The organism is Solidesulfovibrio sp. DCME (assembly GCF_049995385.1).
Classification (GTDB): Bacteria; Desulfobacterota; Desulfovibrionia; order Desulfovibrionales; family Desulfovibrionaceae; genus Solidesulfovibrio.
The window spans coordinates 3,256,833-3,270,000 of record NZ_CP188261.1 but is presented as its reverse complement, the minus strand read 5'-3'; the positions used below and the strand labels follow the sequence as shown (position 1 = coordinate 3,270,000).

Annotated in this window: 7 protein-coding genes and 2 rRNA genes (1 of these 9 running past the window's edge); 8 read left to right on the top strand and 1 reads right to left on the bottom strand. The window is 63.3% G+C overall.

From position 1 onward, the window contains the following. Both ACP59X_RS14480 and rrf read left to right on the top strand, forming a co-directional pair. A 23S ribosomal RNA gene (locus tag ACP59X_RS14480) occupies nucleotides 1-1,344 on the top strand; it begins 1,580 nt to the left of the window's first position. Between the two features lie 44 nt (nucleotides 1,345-1,388). Further along, a 5S ribosomal RNA gene (gene rrf / locus ACP59X_RS14475) occupies nucleotides 1,389-1,503 on the top strand. A gap of 865 nt (nucleotides 1,504-2,368) precedes the next feature. Here rrf and ACP59X_RS14470 read toward each other — a convergent pair. Continuing rightward, nucleotides 2,369-3,577, bottom strand: a complete 1,209-nt coding sequence (locus ACP59X_RS14470) for an IS256 family transposase (protein ID WP_428558936.1) — start codon at nucleotides 3,575-3,577, stop codon at nucleotides 2,369-2,371. On the opposite strand from ACP59X_RS14470, the gene ACP59X_RS14465 reads away from it, so the two are divergent. The 6 genes from ACP59X_RS14465 to ACP59X_RS14440 all read left to right on the top strand — a co-directional run bounded on the left by ACP59X_RS14465 (nucleotide 3,480) and on the right by ACP59X_RS14440 (nucleotide 13,165). Then, nucleotides 3,480-3,995 carry a class I SAM-dependent methyltransferase gene (locus ACP59X_RS14465; protein WP_428559561.1) on the top strand — a complete coding sequence of 172 codons (516 nt, stop codon included), beginning with the start codon at nucleotides 3,480-3,482 and terminating at the stop codon, nucleotides 3,993-3,995. The genes ACP59X_RS14470 and ACP59X_RS14465 overlap by 98 nt on opposite strands. Before the next feature lie 216 nt (nucleotides 3,996-4,211). Further along, entirely contained in the window at nucleotides 4,212-4,871 is a 660-nt protein-coding gene (locus ACP59X_RS14460; protein ID WP_428559559.1) for a class I SAM-dependent methyltransferase, read from the top strand. Nucleotides 4,872-5,725: 854 nt separating this feature from the next. Next, on the top strand, nucleotides 5,726-7,651 hold the full coding sequence (locus tag ACP59X_RS14455) for a methyl-accepting chemotaxis protein (protein ID WP_428559557.1): 1,926 nt from the start codon (nucleotides 5,726-5,728) through the stop codon (nucleotides 7,649-7,651). A 1-nt stretch (nucleotide 7,652) separates the two neighbouring features. Next, a complete protein-coding gene (cheB, locus tag ACP59X_RS14450; protein WP_428559555.1) occupies nucleotides 7,653-8,705 on the top strand; it encodes a chemotaxis-specific protein-glutamate methyltransferase CheB in 1,053 nt (350 codons plus the stop codon). Further along, nucleotides 8,702-10,201 carry a CheR family methyltransferase gene (locus ACP59X_RS14445; protein ID WP_428559553.1) on the top strand — a complete coding sequence of 500 codons (1,500 nt, stop codon included), beginning with the start codon at nucleotides 8,702-8,704 and terminating at the stop codon, nucleotides 10,199-10,201. Before cheB ends, ACP59X_RS14445 begins: the two co-directional genes overlap by 4 nt. A gap of 3 nt (nucleotides 10,202-10,204) precedes the next feature. Beyond that, nucleotides 10,205-13,165 (top strand): hybrid sensor histidine kinase/response regulator, encoded by a 2,961-nt coding sequence (locus ACP59X_RS14440; protein ID WP_428559551.1) that lies wholly within the window; start codon nucleotides 10,205-10,207, stop codon nucleotides 13,163-13,165. Nucleotides 13,166-13,168: the final 3 nt, after the last annotated feature.

Here is a 13,168-nt window from a genome sequence, read left to right as displayed (position 1 = left end):
GGCTGAAGTGACTGATCCCATGCTGCCGAGAAAAGCTTCTAAGTTTAGCACAAGCAGACCGTACCGCAAACCAACTCAGGTGGGCGGGGAGAGTATCCCAAGGCGCTTGAGAGAACTCTGGTTAAGGAACTCGGCAAAATGACCCCGTAACTTCGGGATAAGGGGTGCCCCCTTTGGTCAAGCATTTACTGCAGAAGCCTAGGGGGGCCGCAGTGAAATGGTGGTGGCGACTGTTTACTAAAAACACAGGTCTGTGCGAAGTCGTAAGACGACGTATACGGACTGACGCCTGCCCGGTGCCGGAAGGTTAAGGGGTGGAGTCAGCGCAAGCGAAGCTCTAAACCGAAGCCCCGGTAAACGGCGGCCGTAACTATAACGGTCCTAAGGTAGCGAAATTCCTTGTCGGGTAAGTTCCGACCTGCACGAATGGCGTAACGATCTCCACGCTGTCTCAACCAGAGGCTCAGTGAAATTGATGTGGCGGTGAAAATGCCGTCTACCCGCGGAAAGACGGAAAGACCCTGTGCACCTTTACTACAGCTTGACATTGGAGCTTGGGCAACCGTGTGTAGGATAGGTGGGAGGCTGTGAAACCGGCGCGCCAGCGTCGGTGGAGCCAACCTTGAAATACCACCCTCGGTTGTCTAAGCTTCTAACCCAACGCCGTCATCCGGCTTGGGGACATTGTCTGGCGGGTAGTTTGACTGGGGCGGTCGCCTCCCAAAAAGTAACGGAGGCATGCAAAGGTTCCCTCAGGCTGATTGGAAACCAGCCGTCGAGTGCAAAGGCATAAGGGAGCTTGACTGCGAGAGAGACATCTCGACCAGGCACGAAAGTGGGCCTTAGTGATCCGGTGGTCCCGTATGGAAGGGCCATCGCTCATTGGATAAAAGGTACGCCGGGGATAACAGGCTGATCGCATCCAAGAGTTCACATCGACGATGCGGTTTGGCACCTCGATGTCGGCTCATCACATCCTGGGGCTGGAGCAGGTCCCAAGGGTTCGGCTGTTCGCCGATTAAAGTGGTACGCGAGCTGGGTTTAAAACGTCGTGAGACAGTTTGGTCCCTATCTTCCGTGGGCGCTGGAGAATTGAGAGGGGTTGTCCCTAGTACGAGAGGACCGGGATGAACGAACCACTGGTGTTCCTGTTGTCGTGCCAACGGCATCGCAGGGTAGCCACGTTCGGAAAGGATAACCGCTGAAAGCATCTAAGCGGGAAGCCTGCCTCAAGACGAGTTCTCCCTGAAGGACCCAGGTAGACTACCTGGTTGATAGGCCGGATGTGCAAGTGCGGTAACGTGCTCAGCAAACCGGTACTAATAGTCCGTTCGGCTTGATTTTTGCCAACCAATGATCCCATCCCTTATTTTAACTTATATATTTGTCCTGGTGGTCACAGAGGAGGGGGTACACCCGACCCCATTCCGAACTCGGAAGTTAAGCCCTCCTTCGCCGATGATACTGCGTAATCATGCGTGGGAAAGTAGGTCGCCGCCAGGGCTCTTTTCAAAAGGCCTGTCTGAATAACATCAGATGGGCCTTTTGTTTTTTCCGCTCCCCCCTTGGCGAGCCGCCCTCGCTGGCGCTTCGAGACACCCCCGCCCCGTTACGACCCCCTCCCGGCTCGACCGGTCCACCACAACGCCCGCCGAGGACGCAATGCCGCGCGTGACGCATGTTTGCTCCGGACGGGCATGATCCGGCTGGTCGGGAGGCCGCCTGGTCGGCGAAGCCGTCGCCGGGAAGGCCCATTGCCTCCCGACGGGAGTGACAGAAACCATAAGCTCGACTATCGTGCTTCCTGCCCGGACGCTGTCGTGCTTGGCGCCTGAGCGACACGACGGAAAAAGGAAACGGCATGCGGCGCGTGCTTTGGCCCCTGGCAACCATCGCTTTACTTATTGGCGGGGGCTTGTGGATTGCCGGGTCGGGAGCCCAGGATACGGGGGACCGTTGCCACGACCCCCTGGGAACAAATATTTCAAGTCCGAACAGGATCCAAGATAATGCACGTAACCGTAAATGGTAGATCTCTTGTACTTCAACATCTCCCCAAAAATAGTGTAGGGGTTGAAATTGGCGTCCATCTTGGTGAGTATTCTTCGCAAATACTAGGCATGTGTAAACCGAAAAAATTGTATTTGATAGATCCTTATGTATACATGCCTAACGGTTTGTATGCGTCGTCATTATATGGAAACTCTTCTGTCGATCAAAATGTAATGGACGAAAGATATAAACTCGTGATGCATAAATTTTCTTCCTTGATTGCAGCAGGGGCTGTCGATTTGGTTAGAAAAACAAGCTTCGAAGGTCACGTCCGTCAACGTGGTGTAAATTCTGGTGTGCTTGAGGTGGCCCTCGGTCAGGCTGCTCTTGGTGGAATTTGGGCTGGCTGCGCCTCGTTTGGTTGGGTGTTGAGTTCGGCCATGGCCTCGACCTGCATGTAGCGGCTTTGCAGCTGCCACTCGTCGTTTTGCTCCAGTAAGATGGCCCCGATGAGCCGGATGATGGACTGTTCGTTGGGGAAGATGCCGACTACGTCCGCCCGCCGCTTCACTTCTTTATTGAGCCTTTCCAGCGGATTGGTGCTGTGCAGCTTGACCCGATGCTGCGCCGGGAAGGTCATGTAGGCCAGCACGTCGTGCTCGGTTTCGTCCATGAAGCTGGCGAGCCGTGGCCATTTTCCACGAAGCTGATCGGCGACATGCCGCCAGGTCTGGCTGGCGTTGGCCGCATCCGGCTGTAAAAAGGCCTGGCGCAGGGCGGCCGAGACCATGGCGTGCTGGGACTTGGGAACCCGGGCCAAGGCGTTTCGCATCCAGTGGACCCGGCAGCGTTGCCACGTGGCCCCGAACGTCTTGGCCATGGCGGCCTTGAGGCCTTCATGGGCGTCGGAGACGACAAGCCTCACGCCGCCAAGTCCCCGACGAAGAAGGCTTTTGAGGAAAAAAGACCAGAACGGCTCGGCCTCGCTGGGGCCGATGTGCAGTCCCACGATTTCTCTGCGGCCTTCGGTGTTCGCCGCCACGGCGATTATGGCGGCGACGCTGACCACCCGGCCGCCTTCGCGCTGCTTGAGGTAGGTTGCGTCCAGCCACAAATAGGGCCATTCGCCGGTCAGCGGCCGAGAAAGAAAGGCATGGACCCGTTCATCAATGTCCTTGCACAGCTTGGACACCTGGGACTTGGAGATGCCGGAAAGGCCCATGGCCTGGACCAGATCATCCACGCGCCGCGTGGAGATGCCGCCGATCCAGGCTTCCTGGATGACGGCCACCAAGGCGCGTTCGCTGGTCTTGCGTGGCTCCAGGAAGGGCGGAAAGTAGCTGCCCTGGCGCAGCTTGGGGATGCGCAGTTGCAAGGAGCCGATGCGGGTATCAAGGCTGCGGTCACGGTAGCCGTTGCGGTAGCTGACTCGCTCGGGGCTTCGCTCGTGGCGGCTGGCCCCGATGAGGCCGTCCACATCGGCTTCCATGAGAAGCTGCAGGACGGCTTCCGCCAGGGAGCGGAGAAAATCGCCGCCGTCGGCCTTTTGCATCAGCTCGATTAATGCCATGCTGTCCTCGGCCATCGTGGTCTCCTTTGGTTGCAGGTGCGGCGTCGTAACTTCACCTTACAGCCAATTGACCCGATGGCCACCTCGCCCATTCCGTCCGGGCCGGAGGCTCTCCCCCGGCCTGGACGACTTCAGAATTTACACCACCTCCGTGGACGCTACCAGCTTCGAAGCGTCTGCTCTTTTTGATGATTCTTCCCTGGATTTTGTCTATATTGACGGAGATCATACGCTGGAAGCGGTTGAGCAAGATATCAAAGCCTATTTGCCAAAATTAAAAGTAGGCGGACTTCTTATTGGTGACGACTATGCGTTGGGAGGCTGGTGGGGAGCTGGCGTCGTAAAGGGGTTTGCAAAGTGCCTCTATGAGGATGATTTGAAGATTGAATTTGTGGTTGATAATCAAATTTGTTGTCGAAAAATTGGTCGTTAGTCAGTGAAAATTTTGCGCTCATTTTTCGGTGTTCAATGTCATTGAAGCGTAGCAATGGTTGCTTTTTGACTACTCACCCCCCCCTGCCAAGCTGAAAGCCGATAGCAGTTTGGAATGTTGTTGATCATATGCCACGATATATGTTCGTCTTGCTGACGCTTTTCTTTGACCTTTTAACAAAGCAAGATATTTCTTGAGGTTATTATGAGAATTCGCATGAAAATACCTAACAGAAGAAATGGGGAAGAGTATCGGAATCTAACATTTACTGAGGATGATATAAATAAACGTTCCTATATGGATTTTCTTGGTGGAGGTAATGCTGAATGGGATCAGAGAGGATTGGCTCAGGCAATTTTTTTAAAAAAATTGGGATTAATGCCTGAAAACATACTTCTTGATGTCGGCTGCGGTCCAGGACGGGCTGGTAGATACCTCGTTAACTATTTAAATAAAGGAAACTACTGTGGAATTGACTATAATAAAGAATTTTTGGACATTTTCCAAAACGAAATTGTCATAAGCGGACTTTCCAATAAAAATCCATCGTTGTGTGTGACAAATATCGCAAGCTTGAATGTTGATATTTGTGCTGACTATGTTCTTGTTTTTTCTGTGTTGAACCATTGCACAAAAGATGAACGACAAGATTTCTTAAGTGCTATTCCACATAAAATGTCTTCGAATGGGCGGATGTACATGACACATTGCGGGTGGCTAAATGAAGAGTATGATATAGGCCCGGATTTGCTTCATACGAATTCTATTACAGACGATAATTTTCGAGTTTTTACGTGCTGGAAGGCTAATGAAGGACTCTTTCCAATTATTGAATTGAGGAAAATAGATCCTTCCAGGTCCCCCGAGGGGAGGTGATGGGCTACAATTCTTTTTGGTAGACGCCCATAAAAGATACGGACCTCTTTTCGCGGATTCCCGACCCGACCGATCCTTGGTTTGTCGAAGCTGTTGAACTGGACACGGCTGCAGGCCGAGTGGGCATTCGTGTGGAGCATGGCCCTGGAGTAGCGCTCCTGGTTTCCGGTCAAGCGACATCGCTTCGCACGGTTTACCGAGCGCGACTCCGCCCACCCCATAGCTGCCCGGTAATGGATTGCAGCCATGTCATTACGCAGGATTTCCAGAGCGGCCTTGGCCAGACCGAGGTATCGGGCTCGAGAGAAACCGTTGCCTCGCTTGAGGGCGCCCCAGGCGCGTTTCACCGTAGACCGAACGCTGCTGCCCAGGTGAATGGCGGCCCGTTCGGCCTGCGTGCGTTCCTGATTCCGTGCGGCCTCGTGCAGGATGCCGTCCGAAAGGCCCCGGAGCGCAAGCACGTACCGGTTCAGCCGGCTGCTGTACCCCCCGCCCGCGTTACGGCCCCGCACCGCCTGCAACCCGCACGGTGACGAATGCCTCCGTATCGGACCGAATGGCCGGCGTCCATGTCGGGCCCGATGCTCGAACTGTCCCGGTGAAGCTCGCGGTTTGGTTCGAGGATGGCAACGGGGAGCACCTCCCCACGGGGCTACGGATGTGCTCGCCCCGCGAATATATCCGCTCAAGCGACAACGCGGCCTGTCCGGTTGAGCGGGGGCAACTCCATCTGCAATGTTGTGCAACGAACTGGGGGCATTGCAAACGCGCTGGGCTTTCGGTACGGAGGAAAAAGAACTTCCTGCCGATGGCCGGACTCAACCGCGTAACGTATCGACCACGCGAGGCAAGGCATGCTGCGAAATCTCCGTTTGTGGGCCAAGATCACGGTCGCCATGGGCGCGATCATCGGCGTTGTTGTCGCCGTGCTGACTGCCAACAACCTCTCCGGCATGAGTAGCCTGATCCATGAGGCCGAACGCAATGCCCTCGAGGCCTACTTCAAGACCCTGACCAACGGTATCGATACGGAAAGTCGTTCGGCCGAGGCCCTAAGTGCCCTGGTGGCCGGCATCCCCCTGGTGCAGGAGAATTTCGCCGCCGGCGACCGCAAAACCTTGGCCGATCTCTTCGTGCCTGGGTTTGCCAAGATGGACCAGGCGTATGGCGCCAAGCAGTTTCAGTTTCACACCCCGCCCGCCACCTCTTTTTTCCGTGTCCATATACCGGCGAAATATGGGGACGACCTGTCCGCCTTTCGCAATACGGTGGTGGCGACCAACAAAAGCCTCACGCCGACCCGCGGCCTGGAAGGCGGTGTCGGCGGGCTCGGCATACGCGGCATGGTCCCGGTCTTTCATGGCGGCAAGCACCTCGGCTCGGTGGAATTCGGCATGGCCTTCGACCAGGGCTTTTTTGACGCCTTCAAGGCGCAAAACGGTGTGGAGGCCGGTTTGTTCCTTTTCGACAAGGACACCGTCAAGACCATGGCCTCGACCTTCGGCAAGGAGCCGCTCCTGCCGGCCGGCATACTGCAAAAGGCCATGGCCGGTGAGCCCCAGATTGGCCATCGGCCCATAGGCGGCGTCCCCTATGTCGTCTACGCCGCGGCCGTCAAGGATTTCTGCGGCGTGCCCATCGGTGTCGTCGAAATCGCCATGGACAGCAGCCGCTACCAGAAGGCCTTGTCCTCGGCCCGGATCAATGCCGGCGTCATCGGGCTGCTGTCGCTGCTTGTCGGCTTGGTGCTGGCCATGCTGCTGGCCAACCATATGGCCCGGCGCATCAATACCGTGGTTGCGGCCGTCAACACCGTGGCCGAGGGCGACCTGTCCGCCACGGTGTCCCTGCCCGGCCGCGACGAAATCACCGATCTGGCCCGGGCAACCGACGCCATGCGCCAAAAACTGCACGCCCTGGCCCGGTCCGTGCGCGACAACGCCTTGCGGGTCCACGCTGCGGCCCAGGAGATCGCCGACGCTGTGGGCGGCCAGGCCGCCACCTCCACCCAGATGTCGTCCTCGGTGGCCGAAATCACCTCGACCATGGAGGAGCTCTCGGCTTCCTCGGCCCAGATCGCCGACCACTCCCAGTCCGTGGTGGACATCGCCAACCAGACCCTGGCCGGCTCCCGCGAAGGCTCCGACGCCATGCAGACCGTGCTCGACCGCATAAACGACATCCGGGCCGACAACCAGCGCAGTCTCCAGGAAATCATCGAACTCGGCGTGCGCTCCAAACAGATTGGCAAGGTCATGGAGATCATCAACGCCGTGGCCGATCAGACCAAGCTCATCGCCTTCAACGCCGCCCTGGAAGCCTCCAGCGCCGGCGAGGCCGGCAAGCGCTTTTCCGTCGTGGCCAGCGAGATTCGCCGCCTGGCCGACAGCGTCACCGACTCCACCCGCGAGATCGAGGCCAAGGTCGGCGAAATCCAGGATTCCATCAGCCGCCTGGTCATTACTTCCGAAAAGGGCAGTTCCCTGATTGTGGCCGGCTCTTCCGCCAGCGCCAGTTCGGCGGACCAGTTGGGCCGCATCGTCACCGCCGCCGGCAAGACCTCCAATGCCGCCCAGCAGATATCCCTGTCCACCAAGCAGCAGCAGATCGCCAGTTCCCAGGTCGTGGTGGCCCTGCGCGAGATCGTCTCCGCCAGCTCCCATACCGAACAGTCCTTGGCCCGCATCTCGGCCATAAGCCGCGATATGTCGGAAATGTCCGGACATCTGGAGGCGTTGGTGCGCCAGTTCAAACTCGAGGCCATGGCATCGGACCGCTGATATGAAAAAAATCCGCGTGCTCATTGTCGATGACAGCCCCTTGGCCAGGGCGCTGCTGCGGGATTTCCTCGAGGACGAGGAGGACATGGAGATCGTGGGCGAGGCGGCCGACGGCCGCGAAGCCGTGGAGCAGGCCGCGCAACTGGGCCCGGACCTGGTGACCATGGACCTGGAAATGCCCGTGATGCACGGCCTGGAAGCCATCGAGGCCATCATGCACTCCCGGGCTGTGCCCATCCTCGTGGTCAGCAGCGTGGCCGATGCCCAAAACGCCCTGGCGGCCGTGGGCCGCGGCGCCCTGGAAGCCATCGCCAAGCCGAGCTACGACCCCGAGGAGGCGGCCCAGTTCGTGGCCAAGGTCAGGATGCTGGCCGGAGTGACGGTGATCACCCGGCTGCGGCCGCGCACACCCCGGCCCGTTCCCCGCGCGGACGTGCCGCCGGTCGTTACGCCGCCGAAACCGGTCTGGGCCAACGGTTACGACCGCGTGGTGGCCATTGCCTCCTCCACCGGCGGCCCCCAGGCCCTGGCCCAGATCCTGCCCGCCCTGCCGGCGGATTTTCCCTGCCCGGTGGTCGTCGCCCAACACATTGCCGACGGGTTCGCCGCCGGCATGGCCGGCTGGCTGGCCAGCATCTGCAAGTTGCCCGTGCGCCTGGCCGCCGACGGCGAGGCCCTGGCGCCGGGCATTGTCTATATTTCCCCCTCGGAAAAGCATTTGAGCGTGGTGCCCAGTCGGCGCTTCGCCCTGCTCGAGCGCGCCCCGGGCGACATCTTCCACCCGTGCTGCGACGTGCTGCTCTCCTCGGTGGCCGAGGTCTTCGGCCGCAAGGCCGTGGGGGTCATCCTCACCGGCATGAGCCGCGACGGCGCCCAGGGGCTGTCGCATATCCGCGACCGGGGCGGCGTCACCCTGGCCCAGGACGAGGCGACCTCGGTCATCTTCGGCATGAACCGGGTGGCCATCGAGGCCGGGGCCGCCCAGCGCGTGCTGCCCGTGGACGGCATAGCCGAAGCCTTGACGCGCCTGGCCGGCGCCGGACAGGCGGCATGAGGCCCGATCTCTCCCCCTTTTACGCCCTCATCCGGGACCGATGCGGCATCCAGATCCAGGGCAACCGGGAACCCGCCCTGGACCAGGCCGTCCAGGCCCGGGCAGGGGCCCTCGGCATCAGCGCGGCCGGCTACTACGCCCGACTGGCCGCAAGCCCCGAGGAATTTCAGGAACTGGTCAACCTGCTGACCGTCAATGAAACGTATTTCTTCCGCGAGCCGGACCAGATCCGCTTTGCCGTCGACACGCTGGTGCCGCGCTGCCTGGCCGGCCGGGCGCCGGGCCAGCCGGTGCGCATCCTGAGCGCCGGCTGTTCCTCGGGCGAAGAGCCGTATTCGCTGGTCATGGCCTTGACGGACCGCTACGGCGAACGGGTGGGAAGCCTTTTTTCCTTCCTGGCCGCCGATATCGACAGCCTGGTCTTGGCCAAGGCCAGGGAAGGGCGGTATTGCGAATTCTCGTTTCGAAACACCCCGCCCGACGTGCGCGCCCGCTATTTCGCCAAAAGCGAAAACGGCCAGGAAAGCCTGCTGGCCGAGCCGGTCAAAGGGCGGGTCCGCTTCAGCCAGGTCAATTTCCTCGACCCGGCCTTGCCCCTTTTCCTCCACGACTGCGATATCATCTTTTTCCGCAACGTCTCCATCTACTTCGACACCGACACCCGTCGGACCATTCAGGAACATCTTGCCGGCCTGCTGCGCGAGGACGGCGCCCTCGTCTACGGCACCACGGAAACCCTGGCCAATGATTTCGGTATCCTGCCCTTGGCCCGGGAACAGGACGTCTTCTATTTTACCCGAAACCCCCTGGCCCTGGCCGAGGACTTCTTTCCGGCCGGGACATGGCCGGCGCCCACGGTTGGGGACACGCCCCAGGCCCAGCCGCCCCTTATCCTGTGCTGCCCGCCGCCCGACCCGGAGGCTGGTCGGCCCGGGCCGGACGAGGCCGCCAGCCTTGGGGGCGAAAGCCCCGAGGCCGGCCTGGCCGCGGCCAGGCGGCTTTTGGACGACAAGCGCTACGCCGAGGCCCTGGCCCGGCTGGAAGCGGTCCAGGCCGCCTGTCCGGGGCAGGCCGCGGCCGGCATCCTGCGGGCCTACGCCCTCGTGCGCCTCGGGGACTACGCCGCGGCCGAGGCCCAGGCCCGTTGCCTGCTCGAGGCCGATGCCTGGTCCGTGGACGCCTTGCTGCTCCTGGGCCTGGTTGCCAAATGGTCGAACCGCCTGGACGAGGCCATGGGCTGGTTCAAGCAGGCGGTCTACGCCCGGCCGGGCTGCTGGCCGGCCCAGTACGCCCTGGCCGACCTGTACCGCCAGGCCGGGGAGCCGGCCTTGGCCCAGCGCTTCTACCGCGCCACCTTGCAGCTGTTGGAGCAGGGCGAGCACGACCACGGCGTCGCCTGCCTGCCGCTGGACATGCCCCGGGAGGAAGTCCGGTTCCTGTGCCGCCATCAGCTGGCCAAGCCGCCCCACGACCCCGGCCCGGCCGGGCGGAGGTGAGCCATGGCCATCGACGTCCGGAAATTCCTCGTCCGCTTCATCGAAGAGGCCCGGGACCATATCGACAAGCTCAACGACGGCCTGGCCGCCCTGTCCGAGGGCGAGGCGGCCCGGGAGCGCATCGACGCGCTGTTCCGTTCGGCCCACACCGTCAAGGGCTCCTCGCGCATGCTGCGCCTGCTGCCCATCACGGAAACGGCCCACCGCTTCGAGGATGTGCTGGGCGCCTTGCGCGACGGCTCCCTGACCTTCGACCCCGCCTTGGCCGCCCTGCTTTTTCAGGCCACCGACGCCCTGGCCGCCCAGGTGGACCGGCTGGCCGAGACCCTTGACGCCCAAAGCCTGGCGCCGGCTGACGCAGCCTTGTGCCAGGCCCTGGCCGCGGCGGCTTCCGGGCAGGAAGCGGCCGCAACCGCCGCCGATTCCGCCAGGGCGTCCGGCGCGCCCGGCGAGGCCCAAGGCGACGGGGGAGGGGGCTTGCCGGCCTCGCCAGGCGACGGCGCGGCCGGGACCGAGGCAACCGGCGCGGCTGTCCCACCGCCAGGCGAGGCCGCCCGGACGGCGCTTTCGCCCCAAGCCTCCGCCATGGCCCGGGGGCAAGCGCCGTCCGGCAAAGGGGCGTCGCCTGCCGCGCCCGAAACCGGATCAGCCGAAGCCGGACCGGCCGCACCGGCCGCGTCCGAAGCGGCTGCGCGCCCATCGACCAGGCCGGAAGCTGGCCCGCCCGGGGGGCTTGCGCCCGAGGCCCCGCAAGCCGGGGCGGCGTCCGCCGCACCCGCTGCGGCGACGGCCCAGCCGGCGGCCGACGTGTCCGGCCCAGCGCTTCCCGAGGCGGCGTCCGCCGGCTGCGGGCCTGGTGCGCCCGTTTTGTCCGCGGCGCAGCCGGCGCCCGATGTGCCGCGCCCGGAGCTTTCCCAAACGAGGCCAGCCGATGCCGCCCCCGTTGTCCCGGGGGCGGCTTTGGCCGAAGCGGAGCCTGCCGGGATGGCGCCCGCCGCCCCGGCTGCGCCCCCGCCCGGGACCGCGTCAGCCATGCCGCCCGAGGCCCCACCCGTAATGCCGCCCGGGGCCGCGTCAGCCATGCCGCCCGAGGCCGCACCCGTAATGCCGGCCGGGGCCGCGCCTGCCATGCCGGCCGGGGCCGCGCCTGCCATGCCGGCCGGGGCCGCGCCCGTGGCGCATCCTGCCGGTCCGGCTGCGACGGCCAACACGTCCCCGCCGCCGCCCGATGGCCAGGCCGGGCCCGAGGCCCAAACCGGTTCGGCCGCCGCCACGCCCCAACCCGAGGCCGCCGTGGGGGTGGCCGAAACCGTGCGCGTGCGCCTGGACAAGCTCGACGAACTCATCAAACTCATGGGCGAGGTGGTCTCCAGCCACGCCCGCATGCGCCAGCGCCTGCGGGAGGTCCGCGACCTGGAAATGGCCCTGCGCGACACCTTGCCCGAAGCCGAGGCCGCCCGGTTGCACCAGTGCGTGCGGGCCTTTGCCGACGACGTCCAGGCCCAGGAATCGCTCAAGGCCGAACTGCACGACAAGACCCTGGTCATGCGCATGCTGCCGCTGGCCATCCTGTTCGAACCGGCGGCCCGGCTGGTGCGGGAGTTGGCCCGGTCGCTGGGCAAGCAGGTCGCCTGCCAGGTGCGCGGCGGTGCCATCGAGCTCGACCGGCAGATGATCGACAACCTGTCCGACCCCATCACCCATTTGTTGCGCAACAGCCTCGACCACGGCCTGGAAGCGGCGGCCGTGCGCCTGGCGGCCGGCAAGCCGCCCCAGGGCCGGGTGCAGCTGTCCGCCCGCCAGGACGGCGGGTTCGTGGTCATCGAGGTGGCCGACGACGGCGCAGGCATTCCCCTTGAGGCCGTGCGGGACAAGGCCCTCAAGCGGGGCCTGGTCAGCCCGGCCCGGGCCGCCGCCCTGACGGAGCGCGAAATGCTGGACCTGATCTTCCTGCCGGGTTTTTCCACCAAGGCCGGGGTCAGCGACATGTCCGGCCGGGGCGTGGGCATGGACGTGGTCAAGCAGAGCGTGGTCGGCGATTTGCGCGGCAGCGTGGAGGTGGCGACCAGGCCCGGCCAGGGCACGACCTTTTCCCTGCGCCTGCCCTTGTCCCTGGCGATGATGCGCGTGGTCCTGGTGGCGGCCCAGGGGGCGACCCTGGCCTTTACCGCCCAGTACGTGGACGAGGTGGCCCGGGTGCCGCGCCAGGCCCTGCTCGAAGCGGCCGGGCGCCAGGTGGTCCCCCTGCGGGGGGGCCTGGTGCCGCTGGTCTCCCTGGCCGACCTGGTGCGCCTTCCCGGTACCGGCCCGGGCTGGCCCAAGGACCTGTCCGGCCCCAGGGACACCGTCTTGCTGCTGGTTTTGCGCGTGGGCGGCGAAACCCTGGCCCTTCGGGTCGATGGGCTGCTCGACGAGCGCGACATGGTCATCAAGCCCCTGCCGGCCCATATGCGCCGGCTGACCCTGGTCGCCGGCATGGTCACCACCGGCGACAACGCCCTGGTCAGCGTGCTCCACGCGCCGGCCCTGCTGGAACTGGCCCGGCGGGGCGGGGTGGCCCAGTGCGCCGGGGGGGCGGGCCTGCGGGATGAGCGGCCGCCCTATGCGCTCCTGGTCGTGGACGATTCGGCCAGCACCCGGGAAATCGAGAAGGATGTCCTGGAAGCGCACGGCTATGCCGTCACATTGGCACAGGATGGTCAGGACGGCCTGGAGCGGGCCATGGCAGGTGATTTCGATGCCGTGCTGACCGACGTGGAGATGCCCCGCCTGGACGGGTTCGAACTGACCTCCCGCCTGCGCCAGGAAGCGCGCTACCGCCATCGGCCCATTGTCATCATCACCTCCCGGGAAAACGAGGAGGACAAGCGGCGCGGCTTGCAGGTCGGCGCGGATGCCTATATCGTCAAGGGCGATTTCGAGCAGAGCGGCCTCGTGCGGACCCTGCGCGCCCTGCTGGGCTAGTCG